Below are 17169 nucleotides of genomic sequence, written 5' to 3'. Positions count from 1 at the left end.
ACGCCCGTGATACGTCGTGCCCTGCTGTTGTTGCTGTTGATTGCCCCGCCCCTGTGGGCGGGTGAGCCGCGCACGCTGGAATGGCCGCAATTGATCCCCGAGGGCGCACCGGTGATCGTGCCGCAGATGACCCCACTGCACGACCTTTCGCAGTTGAGCAACGCGCTGGCCGGCGAAAGCGGCCCGGCGGCGCAGCAGCAGGCGCCCGACGCGCCGGTGGTGAAGGCACTGGATGGCCAGCAGGTGAAGCTGCCGGGCTACATCGTGCCACTGGAAGTCAGCGAGGAAGGCCGTACTACCGAGTTCCTGCTGGTGCCGTACTACGGCGCGTGCATTCACGTGCCGCCCCCACCGTCGAACCAGATCGTGCACGTGTTCAGCGAAATCGGCATCAAGGTCGAGGAGCTGTACCAGCCCTACTGGATCGAGGGGCCGATGCAGGTCAAGGCTTCCAGCAGCGAGCTGGCCGAGGCCGGCTACCAGATGGAAGCCGAGAAGATCTACGCCTATGAACTACAATAGAAGCCCCGCGCCAGGGCGTTTGCGGTTTCATTGAGCTGCGTCAAGAATCACCGCCTGTCAGCTCCTTACCATTGGACACATTAAATTCTAAACGTCCTTTGGGAGCTTCCATGAACAAGTCCTTGCTCAGCGCCTCGCTCATTGCCCTCGCGCTTGCAGCCCCTGTTGCCCACGCCCACCAGGCGGGCGATTTCATTCTGCGTGCCGGTGCGATCACCACCGCACCGAACGAAGACAGCGGCGATATCAAGCTCGACGGCACCAAGGTTGGCGGCACCAAGGCCACCCTGGACAGCGACACCCAGCTGGGCCTGGCCTTTGCCTACATGCTGACCGACCACATCGGCCTGGAACTGCTGGCAGCCACCCCGTTCCAGCACGAAGTGGGCGTCAAGGGCCTGGGTGCGGGCCTGGACGGCAAGCTGGCGAACATCAAGCAACTGCCACCGACCCTGTCGCTGCAGTACTACCCGATGGAGCCGACCTCCAAGTTCCAGCCTTACGCCGGTATCGGTCTTAACTACACCCTGTTCTTCGATGAAGACCTGAGCAGCAGCCGCAAGGCCCAGGGCTTCAGCAACATGAAGCTCAAGGACTCGGTCGGCCTGGCCGGCCAACTGGGCATGGACTACATGCTGACCGACAACCTGCTGGTCAACGCCGCGGTCTGGTACGTGGACATCGACACCAAGGCCACCATCGACGGCCCAAGCGCGCTGGGCGTGGGCAAGACCAAGGTGAGCGTGGATGTGGACCCATGGGTCTACATGGTGGGTGTGGGTTACAAGTTCTGACCATGAAAAAGCCCCGATCATTCGGGGCTTTTTTTTGGCTGCGATTCCCGTCAGGGAGATACCGCCTGCAGGAGCCGGCGTTGCCGGCGAAGCTTTTTACGTTCAGCGCCCCAGCAGGTGCGCCAGCCCATCGGCCAGTGGCGTCGGCTCGGGCAGGTCGAAGCGCGCCAGCAGCCGCGCATTGTCGGCCCGCGAATGACGGATATCACCCGCGCGCGCCGGCCCGTGATTGACCTCGGGCAACGGCCCTACCACCTTGCGCAGTGCCTCGAGCAACTGGTTCAGCGTGGTGGCGCGGTTCAGCCCCACGTTCACCGCGCCCTCCTGCACCTGCGCCTGTTCCAGCGCCTGCACCAGCACCGCCACCAGGTCGGCCACATACAGGAAGTCACGGGTCTGCTCGCCATCGCCAAACAGGTTGATCGGCGTGCCGTTGAGGGCGCGCTCGCAGAAGATGCTGATCACTCCCGAATACGGCGACGACGGGTCCTGGCGCGGGCCGAAGATATTGAAGAAGCGGAACACCACCGGCTCCAGCCCATGCTGGCGGCGATAGAAGTCCAGGTACTGCTCGCTGGCCAGCTTGTCCACCGCATAGGGGGTCAGCGGCGCCTTGGGCGTGTCCTCGTCGATGGCCTGGCCTTCACCGTTGTTGCCGTACACCGCAGCGCTGGAGGCGAACAGCACGCGCTTGATGCCGGCCACACGCATCGCCTCGCACACGTTCAGCGTGCCGATGAAGTTGCTCTGGTGGGTCCTGACCGGGTCTTCCACAGAGGCCTGCACCGAGGCCACCGCCGCCAGGTGCACCACGGCCTGGCAGCCCTCGGCGGCCCGGGCCACCAGGGCGGCATCGGCCACGTCGCCCTCGATCAGTTGCAGACGCGGGTTGTCCAGCTGCAGGTTCAGACGCCGACCGGTAGACAGGTCGTCGAGCACGCGCACCGCGTACCCCTTGGCCAGCAGCGCGTCGCTCAGGTGGGAGCCGATGAAGCCGGCCCCCCCGGTAATCAGGATAGGAGCATCAGCCATGACGATAGAACCGGTCCAGTAGGGTCGGCAGGCCGGCGCGCCAGGCACGCGGCTTGATGCCGAAGGTGTGGAGGATTTTCTTGCAGGCCAGCACCGCGTGCTGGGGTTCTTCGGCAGCATCCGGGCGGGCGGCGTGGGCCTGCGCAGTGGGCGCTTCGACGGCCAGCTGACGCAGTTGCCCGGCTTCGCTGAGGATCGCCTGACCCAGCGCCAGCGGCGTGGTCGCCTCGTTGCCGGCGTAATGGTAGGTGCCCCACAGTGGCGCGCCACAGTCCAGTTGCTTGAGCACCGCCAGGATCACCCGCGCTGCATCGTCGACCGGGGTCGGGTTGCCACGCCGGTCGTCGGCCAGCAGCAGTTCCTGCGAGTGCTCGGCGCGGGTCAGAAAACGCCCCAGCACGCCGTCGACGCTGTCGTCGAGCACCCAGCCAAAGCGCAGCAGCACGTGCTGCGGGCAGGTCGCGCGCACGCTCTGTTCGATGCGCCACAACGCCTGGCCACGTTGGCCGAGCGGTACCGGCTCGTCCTTTTCGCTGTAGGCCGTGGCCCGCGAACCGTCGAATACCCGGTAGCTGGAGGGTTGCAGCAAGATGATGTTGTGGTGCTGGCACAGTTCGGCCAGGCGCTCGACCGCACGCTCCTGCGAAGCCAGGCGCTGCTCGCTCACCGATTCGGCCTGGAACCAGTCGAAATAGTAGGCCAGATTGATCAGCGCATCGGGGCGGGTGTCATCGAGCAGCTGGGTCAGGCTCGCGGCATCCCAGCCCTGGTCAGGTGGGCGCGGCGCCAGAAAGCCGATATCTTCCTCGGCCCCGAGGCGAATCAGCGCTTGCCCAAGGGCATTTCCACCACCCAACAGCATCAGGCGCATTCGCATAGAGTCAGCAGGTCCGGTCAGATAAATTGAGGGAAAGCGGATATTTTGCGGCTTCCAGCAGGCGAAGTCCAACGCGGGGCCGACTGGCGCCAAAGTCTAGAGTGTGTCAGCGCAAAGTGTGACGGGTTCAACGTAGTTCAAGAAATAACCTGCGCGCCCACCAGAAATGCCCGACTGCATCTACTGTAAAAGCGTCAGCCTCGCTGGTTCATGTCGACTTGTCGACCCTTCACCCCGGGCAAGAGGACCGCTTCATGCCGATCAAGACGGCCGCACACGGACGTGAGCGTTGGCAATTCGACGAACCCAGCCCGGGCCGCGAGTGCCTGGTGGTCGAAACGTTCGACGGCTACAGCCAGGAAGGTCGCCTGCTGATCCCCGATATCGAGCACGCGCCGCCGCTGTTCATGCTCGGCGGCGCACGCAGCGACTTCACCCACCTCAACCCGCTGCTGTACCGCCTGCAGGCCCTGGGCATCGGCTCGCTGACCGGCAACCTGTCGGGGCACAGCCTGGCCAGCCTGCCGGGGGCCCGGGCGCCCTCGCTGCACACCAACCTGGCCGAGGCGCTGCGCTTCTTTCGCCACGTCGAGCATCGCTGCAACACCGTGATCGGCCACAGCCTGGGCGCAGCGCTGGCGCTGAAAGTGGCAGCGCACCATGCACGCCAGGTGAACAAGCTGGTGCTGCTGTGCCCGGCGGTCTATGCCGACAGCGCTTACGATGCACCGTTCGGCCCGGCCTTCACCCGCGCCATCAGCACCCCGCACGGGTTTCTCGACAGCGACAGCTACAAGTTCCTGCGCAGCTATCGCGGCCAGGTGCTGCTGGTGCTGGGCCAGTACGATGGCCTGCTGGCCGCCCACCATGGGCGAACCCCGGGCACGTCGGCAGGCCATGTGGAAATCGACGGCATGCTGCGCTACAGCCCGATCCCGGCCGAAGTCATCCAGGCGCTGAGCGACACCCTACCCCCCGGGCATTTCGAACAGCTGACCCTGCCCGACTGCGACCACGGCATCGCCGCACACCTGCGCGCCCATCCGCCACAGGCCGGGGCCCTGGCGCAGCAGGTGGCGGCATTCATTCGCCGCTGAGCACGGCGCCCTTCACTCGATCTCGAACAGGCCGTTGCGAATCGGCCCGACGTTGAGCCGTGCGCGCACATCGTCATCGATGCGCGGGTCATCCGGGCGGTACAGCCGGACCTGGCGGTAGGCATTGATGCGGTTGATTTCCGGGCCCAGGTATTCCCACACCACGCGGGTACACGCCGGAGTGCGCCGGTCACCGCTGGAGACGCCGGTCTTGAGGCCGTTGAGCCGGGTGATGCGGCTCTTGAAGCTGGGAATCAGGATGGTCTGGCTCATCTCGTTGACCGTCAGCGATTCGTAGTCGATCAGAAACACCCGGTCCTGCAACTGAAAGGCCGCGCCCAGATAGCGGCAGCGCACCCAGTCTTCGGCCTGCACGTCGGTGCTGCTGGAGCGCTCCTGGCGTTCCTGGCGCTCGAACAGGAACGTGCCGCGTTCTTCGCGCAGGTGCACCAGCGACAGCAGGATGCTGCCCGGCACCGACATGCAGTTGGAATATTCGAAGTAGTAGCCGCAGTAGCGCGACAGATTGCCCTCGTGCTCGCGCAGCGGGCGCAGCAGTTCCAGCAACGGGTCGGCCTGGGCCGGGCTGGCAAGCGCCGAGCTGCGCGCACCGATCAGGCGCGCGAACTGTTCCGGCGGCAGGCCCAGTTCGTAGTCCTCGACGCCGAAGAAGTCGCCGATGCGCTTGAGGTTGTACGCCGTCGGCTGGCTCTGCCCGCTCAGGTACTTGTTGAACTGCGCCCGGTTGATCGACAGCTGCCGGCAAACCTCGGAAATAGAGCGGTAATGGCTGCACGCCAGCTTGAGGTTGGGGCCGAGGTGTTGACTCATTGATCAGGTACCGATTGATGCGATAGGCGCCAGTTTAGCATCAGGTCGCATCAATTCAGAGCAACCCGCGAAATTGTAACGACGTTTGTCATGACCAACCATGCGCCCCCAGGCAAACGGCGCACGCCGTCAGCCACTGTCATTCAGAACAAGAACCGAGGTCACGCCATGCTCGAAGTGCTCAACGATTTCCTTTCGGGGAAGCTCCTTATCGTGCTTATCGTCGGACTGGGAAGCTATTTCACCCTGCGCTCGCGATTTGTGCAGTTTCGCCATTTCATCCATATGTTCGGCGTATTCAAGGAATCGTTGCGCGGCCAGGCGGGCCAGTTGAGTTCGTTCCAGGCACTGATGCTGAGCCTGGCCGGGCGCGTGGGTGCCGGCAACATCGCCGGTGTCGGTATCGCCGTGACCCTGGGCGGCCCGGGCGCGGTGTTCTGGATGTGGGTGACGGCGCTGGTGGGCATGTCCAGCAGCTTCTTCGAATGCACCCTGGCGCAGGTCTACAAGCGCGCCGACGGTGACGGCCTGTACCGCGGCGGCCCGGCCTACTACATCCTGCACGGCCTCAACCTGCGCACCATGGCAGTGGTGTTCTCGGTGTTGCTGCTGGTGACCTACGGCTTCGCCTTCAACGGCCTGCAGTCGTACACCGTGACCCACTCGCTGCAGAACGCCTTCGGCTTCGCCCCGGAGCACACCGGGATTGCCCTGGCCGTGCTGCTGGCCATCGTGTTCCTGGGCGGGATCAAGCGCATCGCCTCGGTGTCCGACCTGCTGGTGCCGGTCAAGACCCTGGCCTACATCGGCGTTACCCTGTACGTGATCGGCAGCCAGATCGAACACGTGCCGGCCATGCTCGAAACCATCTTCAAGAGCGCCTTCGGCCTGGACCCTGCCTTCGGCGGCCTGCTGGGCAGTGCCATCGTGATGGGCGTCAAGCGTGGCGTGTTCGCCAACGAAGCGGGCCTTGGCAGTGCGCCCAACGTGGCCGCCGTGGCGGCAGTGAAACACCCGGGCGCCCAGGGCGTGGTGCAGGCATTCAGCGTGTTCCTCGATACCTTCGTGATCTGCACCTGCACCGCGCTGCTGATTCTGCTGTCGGGCTTCTACACCCCGGGCTTCGAAGGTGACGGCATCGTGCTGACCCAGAACTCGCTGGCTGCCGTGGTCGGTGACTGGGGTCGCCTGTTCGTCAGCGTGGCGCTGTCGCTGTTCGTGTTCACCTGCATCCTCTACAACTACTACCTGGGCGAAAACAGCCTGCAGTTTCTGACCCGCAACCGTGCGGTGCTGATGGTCTACCGTGCCCTGGTGCTGGCGCTGATCGTGTGGGGCTCGGTGCAGAACCTGTCGACCGTGTTCGCCTTCGCCGACATCACCATGACGTGCCTGGCCTTCGTCAACCTGATCGCCCTGGCGCTGCTGTTCAAGATCGGCCTGCGCGTGATGCGCGACTACGACGACCAGCGCAAGGCAGGCATCAAGCAGCCGGTATTCGACTCGGCCAGGTTCCCCGACCTGGACCTGGACACCCAGGCCTGGCCTGCTGTCCGGCCCGCTGAAAGCGCACGCCCTGCCAGCGTGGGCGAAGCTCAAGCTCAAGCGCAACGCTGAGCAACCCTGTGCCGCCGCCCCGTTCGCGGGCGGCAGCCGATTCGCGATGCCCCTTTTCTCACCTGCCTGGAATGCTCACCATGCGCGCGGTCAAGAACCTTCTCGTCCTCTACACCGGCGGCACCATCGGCATGCTGCAAACGCCCCATGGCCTGGCGCCGGCCGGTGGCTTCGAGGCACGCATGCGCGCCTGGCTGGACACGCATCCGACGCCACCCCGGGTGCACTGGCGCCTGCAGGAGATGTCACCGCTGCTCGACAGCGCCAACATGCAGCAGGCCAACTGGCTGGCCATGCAGGCGGCCATCGTCACGGCGGTGACGCGTGACGGCCACGACGGCATCCTGCTGCTGCACGGCACCGACACCCTGGCCTACAGCGCAGCAGCGTTGTCGTTCCTGCTGCTGGGGCTGGATGTGCCGGTTGTGCTCACCGGCTCGATGCTGCCGGCCGGCGCACCGCACAGCGACGCCTGGGACAACCTGCACGGCGCCCTGGCCCTGTTCGAAAGCGGCCTGCAAAGCGGTGTGCAGCTGTATTTCGCAGGCCAGCTGCTGCACGGCGCACGGGCCAGCAAACTGCGCAGCGAGGCCTTCGATGCGTTTGCCGCGCCGGCGCGCCACCGCGAAGGCAGCCGCGCCAGCGCGTTACCCGCGATACTCGGCTATGCCCAGCCGCGGGTGCCGGTGAAACTGGCGGTGCTGCCGGTGTACCCCGGCTTGCAGGCCGAGCAGGTGCAGGCACTGGTGGTGAGCGGCGTGCGCGGCCTGCTGCTTGAATGCTATGGCAGCGGCACCGGCCCATCGGAAGATGCAGCACTGATGCAGGCGTTGCAGAAGGCGCGCCAGGGTGGCGTGCTGATTGCCGCCATCAGCCAGTGCATCGAGGGCAGTGTGCTGTTCGATACCTACGCCGCCGGCAGCCGCCTGCGCGAGACCGGCCTGGTATCGGGCGGCGGCATGACCCGCGAGGCGGCGCTGGGCAAGCTGTTCGCCCTGCTGGGCGCGGGGCTGGACATCGACACCGCCGAGCACTGGTTCGCCCTGGACCTGTGCGGTGAACGGGTGGCCTGAGGCACTGCGAAAAATGGCGGAAGGCAGCCGGAGTCGAACCTGCCCGGGAACGGCTGCCGTCCCCAACCGGGTTTGAAGCCCGGCCGCGCCACCGGGCGCGATTGCCTTCCTTGAATTCAGTTGTCGCCCGGTTGAGCCAGGGCATTGTCGCGGCGGATGCGGCGCTGGTCGCCCAGGCGCCGGGTCAGGCCGATGCGATCGAAGTATTCCAGCACCTGGATGCTGCGCTTGCGCCCGATACCCAGCGCATCACGAAAAACCGTCACCTGCACCTCATCACCCGCCATGCGCAACAGCATAGCCGCCATTTGCCGCACTGTGGCCTCGGGATAGAACAGATCGCGCACCACCTGGTGCACCTGGCCCAGACGCGCCATCTTGCGCAGCAGCAGCCGTACCTCGGCTTCTTCGCTGCCGGTGGCGCAGGCCAGGTCGCGCACCCAGGGCGGATCGAAACGCGCCGCCAGCAGCAACGGTTGCACCTGTTGCCACAGCGCCGTGTCGGCCTCGTTCAGGCGCGCCTGGTGCGTGGGCAGGTGCAGCCACGGGCCACTGCTGGCAATCGCCTGCTCGCCCAGCAACTCGTCCACCAGGCTGATGAACGCCGGCCGCTCCAGTGCCAGGCTGGCGAAACGGCGCAGGCGGTCGCGGTCAGGGCCGAGCTGGTCGGGTTCGAGCTCGTGAAAACGCGCCAGTTGCGCCAGCACCCGGGCCTTGAGCGCCTGCCATTGCGTCGTGTCGAACAGCAGCGGCCCCTGCCGCGTGGCCACCACCTGCACCTGCGCATCCAGCCGCCAGTGGCTGCGCAAGCGATTGAACTGGCGCTCCAGGCGCTGCGGGTCGAGCCCGCCCGTGCCTTGCGCAAGCAGCGCAGGCAAGGCCTGTTCCAGGCTGTCGGCCGCCGCCAGTGCCTGCAGCTGCGCCAGCCGCTGCGGGCTGCGGCGCTGACGGGCCGGGGCAAACGGATCGAGTACGCGCCCGCCGCCAAGGGTGTGCTGGGCACTCTGGTCGCGCAGCACCACGGGGTCGCCATGCACTGCCTGCACCGGCGCGTTGACCAGCAGCTGCGCGAACATGCGCGCCCCGGGCGCCAGCCGCTCGCCCTCCAGCAATGCCACGCGGGCGGTGACATCCTGGGTGCCCAGGTGCAGGTGCACCGGGCTGAAATGCTCGAGTGCACGAGCTTCCCCGGCCAGCAGGTGCAGTTCGATATCCAGCCGCTGAGTGGGCGCATGCAGCCACTCGGCCAGCAGCCAGTCACCGCGGTGGATATGCTCCAGCGCCAGCCGCTCGGCGCTGATGTTCAGGGCCACGCGCTGCCCGGCGAAGGCCTGGGTCGCGACCTGGTTCTGCGCGTGCAGGCCGCGCACCCGCACCGGTTTGCCCGCCTTGCCCAGCACCAGGCTGTCGCCCACCTGAACCTGCCCGGACAACGCGGTGCCCGTGACCACGATACCGGCCCCGGCCACGCTGAAGGCCCGGTCAATGGCCAGGCGAAAAGCGCCACCCTGGCTACGCGGCTGCAGGGCGTGCTGCGCGGCGAGCAATGCCTGACGCAGTGCCTCGATACCCTGGCCGCTGACACTCGACACCGCGAACTGCGCCGCCCCGGCATACGATCCCGGCGCAAGCAGCCCGCGCACCTGGGCCTGCACCGCCTGCACCCGCGCCGGCTCGACCCGGTCGCATTTGGTGATGGCCACCAGCGCCTGCGCGATGCCCAGCAGTTCGACGATGGCCAGGTGCTCGCGGGTCTGGGGCATCACCCCGTCGTCGGCCGCCACCACCAGCAGCACCAGGTCGATACCCTGGGCGCCGGCCAGCATGTTGTGGATAAACCGCTCGTGGCCCGGCACGTCGACAAAGCCGGTCAACGGCGCATCCGCCGCCAGCGCTGCATAACGGTAGCCAAGGTCGATGGTGATGCCGCGTTCGCGCTCTTCGCGCCGATGATCGCCAGCCTGGCCGGTGAGGGCTTCGAGCAGCGCGGTCTTGCCATGGTCGATGTGCCCGGCGGTGCCGACGATCACGTGGGCAGTACCGCCAGTTGCGCCAGCTGCGCCAGCCACGCGGCTTCGTCATCCAGCTGGCGCAGGTCGAGCCACAGCGCGTCGTCGTCCAGGCGCCCGAGCACCGGGATGGGCAACGCGCGCAAGGCCGCTTCCAGCGCCAGCAGGCTGCGCCCGCGCAGGCGCTTGGACACCTGTGGGCGCATGCACAGCGCAGCACTGGGCAGGCGTGCCACCGGCTGGCTGCCGCTGCCGATCATACCCAGTGCAGGCAGCGCGGCAACGCTCCACGACGCCCCCAACGCCTGTGCCATGCGCGGCGCCAGGCGTTCGGCCTGGGCCAGGATCTCGGCTTGCGGCCGGGTCAGCAGGCGCAGGCTGGGCAGGCGCTCGGCCAAACGGTCGGGGTCGCGGTACAGGCCCAGCACCGCTTCCAGCGCGGCGAGGGTCAGCTTGTCGACCCGCAGGGCACGCTTGAGCGGGTTCTTCTTGATGCGCGCGATCAGTGCCTTGCTGCCCACGATGATCCCGGCCTGCGGACCGCCGAGCAACTTGTCGCCGCTGAAGGTAACGATATCGGCGCCATCGGCCAGGGCCTGACGCACCGTGGGTTCGGCGGGCAGGCCCCAGCGGGTCAGGTCGATCAGGCTGCCGCTGCCTAGGTCTTCGAGCAGCGGCAGGCCGTGCTGGTGGGCCAGTTGCGCCAGCTCGGCGGTGGGCACATGGCTGGTGAAGCCTTCAATGCTGTAGTTGCTGCAATGCACGCGCATCAGCAGGCCGCTGCGCGGGTTGATTGCCGCTTCGTAGTCGCGGGCGTGGGTGCGATTGGTGGTGCCCACCTCGTGCAGCCTGACCCCCGCGCGGACCATGATGTCGGGGATGCGGAACGCACCACCGATCTCGATCAGTTCGCCGCGCGAAATGATGCCCTCCTTGCGCGCGCCCAGGCTGTTGAGCGCCAGCAGCACGGCGGCGGCATTGTTGTTGACCACGGTCACGGCCTCGGCGCCGGTGAGCTCGCGGATCAGGCCTTCGATCAGGTCGTCACGGTCGCCGCGCTTGCCGCTGTCCAGGTCGAACTCGAGGTTGAGGGGGTGGCGCGCGGCAAGCTGGACGGCCTCGATGGCGGCTTCGGGCAGCAGCGCGCGGCCCAGGTTGGTGTGCAGCACGGTGCCGGTGAGGTTGAACACCCGGCGGATGTGGCTGCGGTGCCGGGCGGCGAGGCGTTCGTTGGTGCGGCCGGCGAGCACCTCGGGGGCCAGTTCGGCAGCGCCGAGCTGGCCGTGGCGGGCGGGCTCGCGCAGGTCATCGAGCAGTTGGCGCAAGGTGGCGAGCACGGCGTCGCGGCCGTAGCGGTCCACCAGGGGAACGCAGGCAGGGCTGCGCAGGAGGGTGTCGATGGAGGGTAGACGGTGGGTGCACTGAGTGACGTTGGAGGACATGCAAAAACGCTCCGGCCTATGTAGGAGCCGGCCTTGCCGGCGAATGGAACACCGCGCAGGGTCGGATCCCACAGTGTAGTGCGCCCTTCGCGCAAGGCCGGCCCTACAGGCCTGGGGCCAGCAACAGGTTCGGCGCCAGGCGCTGGTACCCCTCCTGATCCAGGCGCATGTCCAGTGCCAGGCTGGCCAGGTCTGCCGACAGGGCCTCCGATTGCGCATCGCTTTCAAGGTAGACCAGCTTCAGGTAACTGTGGCATTCGAGGCAGCATTCGGCCCGCAACGGCGCCTGCCCGGCGACATGGCGGTCATCCTCCAGGCTGAAGTACTGCAAGCCCTTGCTTTGCTCGCAATACACGCACTTGACCCGCACCGCATGCCATTCACAGGCACACAACGCACACACCAGGTAGCGCAGGCCGTTGTACTTGCCGCGGTGGCGGATTACCCCCGCCATCGCCGGCGAACCACATGCCGGGCACTGCCCCAGGCTGTCGCCGGGCTTGAGTTCGACGCCGGGCATGGCCAGCAGCCAATGGCTCCACGCCGCCTGCAGCGCGGCCCCCAGAAACGGCACCAGCGCCGCCGGCACCGCGCTGTACTGCCCGCCCAGCAGTGCCAGCGCCCACACCATGCGCTGCCCTGCCCCGGCCTCGCGCAATTGCGTCTGGGCCTGATGCGCCAGCGGCGAAGACGCCTCGTAGCGTTGCAACAGGGCATCCAGCCAGCCCTGCCAGGCGCCCTCGCGCACCAGGCTGTCGGCGGCCAGGGGCGCCAGGCCGTGGGTCACGCACAGTTGCAGGCGCTGCGGGTCGGGCATGGCCGCTGCCGGCGGGTTGTCCAGCAACCCCTGCTGCACGCGGCACAACCCGGCCACGAAGCGCAGGTAGTCGCCCAGCGCATGCCCCTCGGCCAGCAGGTCGAGGCGTTCGGCACGCAGCGCAAACAGCTGGGGCGGTGGCGGGTGCAGAAACGGCGGCGAACTGGCCGACGCCTGGATCTGATCGGGTTCCATCACGGTACTCAAGGCTTGGCTCCTTTGTGCGTGTCGGGCCGCTCGTCCCGAGTGACCTCCCGGTACCATAGCGCATGGTGCTTGCGCGCCCACGCGCGGCTGACCCAGCCATGCAGCATGGCGCTGACCGAGCCCTTGATCCAGATGCCGGCATAGATGTGCACGATGATGCTCAGCACCAGCACGAAGCCGGCCAGGGCATGCAGCAGGGTGGCCAGGCGAATGGTGTCGATACCGAAGTACGCGCTGAAGTAGGCACGCCAGATCACCACGCCACTCACCAGCAGCACCAGCATGCACGCCAGCAGGGTCCAGAACAGCAGCTTCTGCCCGGCGTTGTACTTGCCCACCGGTGGTACGCCCTCCTCCTCGTTGCGGATCACCCGGTCGACCCGGCGCAGCCACTGCCGGTCGGTGGCGGTGATGAAGTTGGCTCGCCAGAAGCGCAGCACCAGCCCCAGGAACAGCACGAACATCAGCACGCCCATGAACGGGTGCAGGATGCGTGTCCACGGCCCGCCGCCGAACAGGTGGCTGAGCCAGAACAGCGCCGGGTGAAACAGCGCCAGCCCCGACAGTGCCGCCATGAAGAACAGGATCGCCACCAGCCAGTGGTTGGTGCGCTCGTTGGCGGTGTAACGCAGTATCGGCTTGTGCTTCATGGCCGTTGCTCCCCTGGTGCGGTGGGCTTGCCCGGGTCATACACATGCACCGACGGGTCGACCTGATGCACGCTGGTGTCAGGATGCTCGTCATCCTCTTCCTCGACCCGCTGCGGGCCGATGCGTACGTAGTGGAAGAACCCGGCCAGCACCGCCGCACCCATGGCCAGCAGCGCCAGCGGTTTGCTCACGCCCTTCCACAGCCCGACCAGCGGGCTGATCACCGGGTTGTCGGGCAGCCCCGCGTACACGCGCGGCGTGTCGGCGTGGTGCAGCACGTACATCACATGGGTGCCACCCACGCCGTCCGGGTCGTACAGGCCGGCATGCTCGAAGCCCCGCGACTTGAGGTCGACGATGCGTTCGGCGGCGTGCTCCTGCATGTCGGTCTTGCTGCCGAACACGATGGCGCCGGTGGGACAGGTCTTCACGCAGGCCGGCTCCAGCCCCACGGCCACGCGGTCGGAACACAGGGTGCACTTGTAGGCCTTGTGGTCCTTCTGCGAGATGCGCGGGATGTTGAACGGGCAGCCGGTGATGCAGTAGCCGCAGCCGATGCAGTGGTCCTGGTTGAAGTCGACGATGCCGTTGGCGTGCTTGATGATCGCCCCCGGGCTGGGACAGGCCTTGAGGCAGCCGGGGTCGGCGCAGTGCATGCAGCCGTCCTTGCGGATCAGCCACTCCAGGTTGCCGTCGGCGGTCTCGTGCTCGGTGAAGCGCATCAGCGTCCAGCTTTCAGCGCTGAGGTCCTGCGGGTTGTCATAGGTGCCGTGGTTGTGACCCACCTCGTCGCGCAGCTCGTTCCATTCCGAACACGCCACCTGGCAGGCCTTGCAGCCGATGCACTTGGTGGTGTCGATCAGCTTGGCGACCTGCTCCTGCTGGCGCACCGAGGGGGGCAGCGTGGTGGTGGCCGAACGGGCAATGATGTCTTGGCTGGCCATCAGATTTTCTCCACGTTGACCAGGAACGACTTCGATTCCGGGGTCTGTGTATTGCCATCGCCGAGGAACGGCACCAGGGTGTTGGTCAGGTAGCCATGCCGCGTCAGCCCGGTGAAGCCCCAGTGCAGCGGGATACCGACCTGGTGCACGGTCTGGTTGTTGACCTGCAGCGGACGAATCCGCTTGGTGACGACCGCCACCGCCTCGATATGCCCACGCTTGCAACTCACCCGCACCCGGTCGCCGGCCTGGATACCCTTCTGCTGCGCCAGCACTTCACCGATCTCGACGAACTGCTCGGGCTGGGCGATGGCGTTCAGGCGCGCATGCTTGCTCCAGAAGTGAAAGTGCTCGGTCAGCCGGTAGGTGGTGGCCGCGTAGGGGTAGTCCTTGGCCTGGCCGAGGGTGTCCCACACCGAGTCGAAGATGCGTCCGGCCGGGTTGCTGGTGGCCTTCTTGTTGGTGGGGTGCAGCGGGTTGATCCCGATCGGCGTCTCGAAGGGTTCGTAGTGCTCGGGGAACGGGCCTTCGGCCATCTTGTCGACGGCGAAGAACCGGGCCACCCCTTCGGGGTTCATGATGAACGGGTTCATGCCCGCCTCGGGGGGCACGTCGGCCTTGTAGTCCGGGGTGTCGGTGCCGGTCCAGGCCTTGCCGTTCCACCATACCAGGCGTTTTTTCGGGTCCCAGGGCTGGCCTTGCGGGGTGGCCGAGGCACGGTTGTAGAGGATTCGCCGGTTCATCGGCCAGGCCCAGGCCCAGCCCAGGTTCTGCTTCATGCCATACGGGTCGCTGTTGTCGCGCCGAGCCATCTGGTTGCCCTGCTCGGTCCAGCTGCCGCAGAAGATCCAGCAGCCGGACGCGGTACTGCCATCGTCCTTGAGCTGGGCGAACCCCGACAGTTGCTGGCCGCCCTTGAGCGCGGCGCCGGTTGCATCGACCTGATCGGTCACGGCCACGCCGTTGAGCTCCCTGGCCAGCTCTTCGGGGGAGGGTTCATCGGCGACCTTGTACGGCCAGCTGAGGTTGAGCAGCGGCTCGGCAAACGCGCCACCCTCGGCGCGGTAGCGTTCACGCAGGCGCAGGAACAGGTCGCTCATGATGCGCACGTCGGTTCGGGTTTCCCCCGGGCCGTCGGCGCCCTTCCAGTGCCACTGCAGCCAGCGGCTGCTGTTGACCAGCGAACCGTCCTCCTCGGCGAAGCAGGTGGTGGGCAGGCGGATGACCTCGGTGGCGATGTCGGCCGTGCTGACGTCGTTGTACGGCCCTGCGTTGCGCCAGAACTCCGAGGTTTCGGTGGCCAGCGGGTCCATCACCACCAGCCACTTGAGCTTGCTGAGCGCGGCAGTGACGCGGTTCTTGTCGGGCAGCGCGGCAATCGGGTTGAAGCCCTGGCACATGTAGCCGTGCACCTCGCCCCTGCCCATCATGTCGAACATCTTGAGCACGTCGTAGCCTGGGATGTCGAGCTTGGGCAGCCAGTCGTAGCCCCAGTGGTTCTCGGCAGTGGCGTTGGCGCCATACCAGGCCTTCATCAGACTGACGTGGAACTTGCCGTAGTTCTGCCAGTACGACAGCTGCCCTGGGCGCAGCGGCTTGAGGGCGCGCTTGGCGATGTAGCCGTCGTAGTCCTGCTCGGCATCACCGGGCAGGGTCAGGTAGCCCGGCAAGGAGTTGGACAGCAGGCCCAGGTCGGTCAGGCCCTGGATGTTGGAGTGCCCGCGCAGGGCGTTGACCCCGCCACCCGGCATGCCGACGTTGCCCAGCAGCAGTTGCACCATCGCCGCGCTGCGGATGATCTGCGCACCGATCGAATGCTGGGTCCAGCCCAGGGCATAGAGGATGGTCATGGTCTTGCCGGGTGTGGAGCAGGTGGCGATCTCTTCCCAGATCTTCTGCATGCTGGCCTGGGGCATGCCGCAGGTCATGCTGGCGAGCTCCGGGGTGTAGCGGCTGTAGTGCTGCTTCATCAGCTGGTAGACGCAGCGCGGGTCCTGCAGGGTCGGGTCGACCTTGGCGAAACCGTCTTCACCCAGTTCGTAGCCCCAGCCGGACTTGTCGGTATAGGTACGCTTGGCCGCATCGTAGCCACTGAACAGCCCGTCCTCGAAGCCGAAGCCGGCTTTGACGATGAACGACACGTCGGTGTAGTTGCGCACGTACTCGTGCTGGATCTGGTCAGTGCTGAGCAGATAGTTGATCAGGCCGCCCATGAAGGCGATGTCGCTGCCGGTGCGAATCGGCGCGTAGTAATCGGCCACCGAGGCGGTGCGGGTAAACCGTGGGTCGACCACGATCAGCCGCGCCTGGTTGTGCGCCTTGGCTTCGGTCACCCATTTGAAACCGCACGGGTGCGCTTCTGCTGCGTTGCCGCCCATCACCAGGATCAGGTTCGCGTTGGCGATATCGGTCCAGTGATTGGTCATGGCACCACGGCCGTACGTCGGGGCAAGACTTGCCACCGTCGGGCCGTGTCAGACACGCGCCTGGTTGTCGAACCCCAGCATGCCCAAACTGCGAATGACCTTGTGGGTCAGGTAGCCGGCTTCGCTAGAAGCCGCCGAGGCCGCGAGGAACCCGGTGCTGAGCCAGCGGTTGACGGTCTGGCCCTGGGCGTTCTTCTCGATGAAGTTGGCGTCGCGGTCGGCCTTGACCAGCTCGGCCACGCGGTCCATGGCCTCATCCCAGCTGACGCGCGTCCACTCGTTGCTGCCCGGCTTGCGCACCTGCGGGTACTGCAGGCGGCTGGGGCTGTGGATAAAGTCCAGCAGGCCTGCACCTTTGGGGCACAGGGTGCCGCGGTTGACCGGGTGATCGGCGTCGCCTTCGACGTGGATGATGCTCTGCGCCACGTTCTTGCCCGCATCGCCCTGGCTGTACAGGATCAGGCCGCAGCCGACCGAGCAGTAGGGGCAGGTGTTGCGGGTCTCCTTGGTGCGGGCCAGCTTGAAGTGGCGTATCTGTTCGGCGAAGGCCGGCGTGGGGGCCATGCCCAGCGCCGCCAGGCTCGAACCTCCAAGGCCGATGGCGGCGACCTTGAAAAATTGCCGACGGTTGAGATCCATCGTGCACTCCTGATCAGGTGGTGGACGCGCGGAGCATTGCCGGCGTCTCGTGAACAGTCACGGTGGCGGCCACTGGGTGGTCGTCAATATTCACTCTAGCCAAGATCGGGCCAAGCACCATTAAAACGGATTATCGATGCGCGCAACGGGTGCATAATCGCCAGCCTGACCACCATCGCCAAGGGACTGCAT

General features: G+C 66.5%; 14 protein-coding genes and 1 tRNA gene. 5 read left to right on the top strand and 10 right to left on the bottom strand.

The window, feature by feature from the left end:
- Nucleotides 1-9: 9 nt before the first annotated feature.
- Complete coding sequence (locus V9K84_RS24765) at nucleotides 10-522, top strand: DUF3299 domain-containing protein (protein WP_043861948.1); 513 nt, start codon at nucleotides 10-12, stop codon at nucleotides 520-522.
- A gap of 110 nt (nucleotides 523-632) precedes the next feature.
- Complete coding sequence (locus V9K84_RS24760; RefSeq protein ID WP_043861904.1) at nucleotides 633-1316, top strand: OmpW family outer membrane protein; 684 nt, start codon at nucleotides 633-635, stop codon at nucleotides 1314-1316.
- A gap of 102 nt (nucleotides 1317-1418) precedes the next feature.
- Here the strand turns inward: V9K84_RS24760 and V9K84_RS24755 are convergent, their stop codons facing one another.
- On the bottom strand, nucleotides 1419-2348 hold the full coding sequence (locus V9K84_RS24755) for an NAD-dependent epimerase/dehydratase family protein (RefSeq protein WP_058541922.1): 930 nt from the start codon (nucleotides 2346-2348) through the stop codon (nucleotides 1419-1421).
- On the bottom strand, nucleotides 2341-3225 hold the full coding sequence (locus V9K84_RS24750; protein WP_043861906.1) for a sugar nucleotide-binding protein: 885 nt from the start codon (nucleotides 3223-3225) through the stop codon (nucleotides 2341-2343). Before V9K84_RS24750 ends, V9K84_RS24755 begins: the two co-directional genes overlap by 8 nt.
- 254 nt (nucleotides 3226-3479) lie before the next feature.
- Between V9K84_RS24750 and V9K84_RS24745 the strand changes: the two genes are divergently transcribed.
- Nucleotides 3480-4322, top strand: a complete 843-nt coding sequence (locus V9K84_RS24745) for an alpha/beta hydrolase (RefSeq protein WP_054916428.1) — start codon at nucleotides 3480-3482, stop codon at nucleotides 4320-4322.
- A 12-nt stretch (nucleotides 4323-4334) separates the two neighbouring features.
- On the opposite strand, the gene V9K84_RS24740 is transcribed toward V9K84_RS24745, so the two are convergent.
- Nucleotides 4335-5153 (bottom strand): helix-turn-helix transcriptional regulator, encoded by an 819-nt coding sequence (locus V9K84_RS24740; protein WP_043861908.1) that lies wholly within the window; start codon nucleotides 5151-5153, stop codon nucleotides 4335-4337.
- 168 nt (nucleotides 5154-5321) lie between these two features.
- Between V9K84_RS24740 and V9K84_RS24735 the strand changes: the two genes are divergently transcribed.
- Both V9K84_RS24735 and V9K84_RS24730 read left to right on the top strand, forming a co-directional pair.
- The gene (locus tag V9K84_RS24735) at nucleotides 5322-6770 is read left to right on the top strand and encodes a sodium:alanine symporter family protein (protein WP_088514368.1); all 1449 of its coding nucleotides are present in this window, start codon (nucleotides 5322-5324) and stop codon (nucleotides 6768-6770) included.
- 80 nt (nucleotides 6771-6850) lie between these two features.
- Nucleotides 6851-7843 carry an asparaginase gene (locus V9K84_RS24730; RefSeq protein WP_088514369.1) on the top strand — a complete coding sequence of 331 codons (993 nt, stop codon included), beginning with the start codon at nucleotides 6851-6853 and terminating at the stop codon, nucleotides 7841-7843.
- 14 nt (nucleotides 7844-7857) lie between these two features.
- On the opposite strand, the gene V9K84_RS24725 is transcribed toward V9K84_RS24730, so the two are convergent.
- From V9K84_RS24725 to fdnG, 7 genes are all read right to left on the bottom strand, one after another.
- Nucleotides 7858-7953, bottom strand: a tRNA-Sec gene (locus V9K84_RS24725).
- A gap of 6 nt (nucleotides 7954-7959) precedes the next feature.
- Nucleotides 7960-9873 carry a selenocysteine-specific translation elongation factor gene (gene selB / locus V9K84_RS24720; protein ID WP_088514370.1) on the bottom strand — a complete coding sequence of 638 codons (1914 nt, stop codon included), beginning with the start codon at nucleotides 9871-9873 and terminating at the stop codon, nucleotides 7960-7962.
- The gene (gene selA, locus V9K84_RS24715; RefSeq protein WP_088514371.1) at nucleotides 9870-11294 is read right to left on the bottom strand and encodes an L-seryl-tRNA(Sec) selenium transferase; all 1425 of its coding nucleotides are present in this window, start codon (nucleotides 11292-11294) and stop codon (nucleotides 9870-9872) included. The genes selB and selA overlap by 4 nt, the downstream gene beginning before the upstream one ends.
- Nucleotides 11295-11397: 103 nt before the next feature.
- The gene (fdhE, locus tag V9K84_RS24710; protein ID WP_088514372.1) at nucleotides 11398-12318 is read right to left on the bottom strand and encodes a formate dehydrogenase accessory protein FdhE; all 921 of its coding nucleotides are present in this window, start codon (nucleotides 12316-12318) and stop codon (nucleotides 11398-11400) included.
- Nucleotides 12315-12968 carry a formate dehydrogenase subunit gamma gene (locus V9K84_RS24705; protein WP_088514373.1) on the bottom strand — a complete coding sequence of 218 codons (654 nt, stop codon included), beginning with the start codon at nucleotides 12966-12968 and terminating at the stop codon, nucleotides 12315-12317. The genes fdhE and V9K84_RS24705 overlap by 4 nt, the downstream gene beginning before the upstream one ends.
- Nucleotides 12965-13912 carry a formate dehydrogenase subunit beta gene (gene fdxH / locus V9K84_RS24700; protein ID WP_043861915.1) on the bottom strand — a complete coding sequence of 316 codons (948 nt, stop codon included), beginning with the start codon at nucleotides 13910-13912 and terminating at the stop codon, nucleotides 12965-12967. The genes V9K84_RS24705 and fdxH overlap by 4 nt, the downstream gene beginning before the upstream one ends.
- Nucleotides 13912-16977: a formate dehydrogenase-N subunit alpha gene (gene fdnG / locus V9K84_RS24695; protein WP_143516624.1), complete on the bottom strand. Its 3066-nt coding sequence runs from the start codon at nucleotides 16975-16977 to the stop codon at nucleotides 13912-13914. The genes fdxH and fdnG overlap by 1 nt, the downstream gene beginning before the upstream one ends.
- Between the last annotated feature and the right edge of the window lie 192 nt (nucleotides 16978-17169).

The organism is Pseudomonas sp. AE27, from assembly GCF_037113495.1.
Lineage (GTDB): Bacteria > Pseudomonadota > Gammaproteobacteria > Pseudomonadales > Pseudomonadaceae > Aquipseudomonas > Aquipseudomonas palmensis.
Note: the sequence above shows the minus strand (reverse complement) of the source record. Positions and strands in the feature narration are given on the sequence as shown.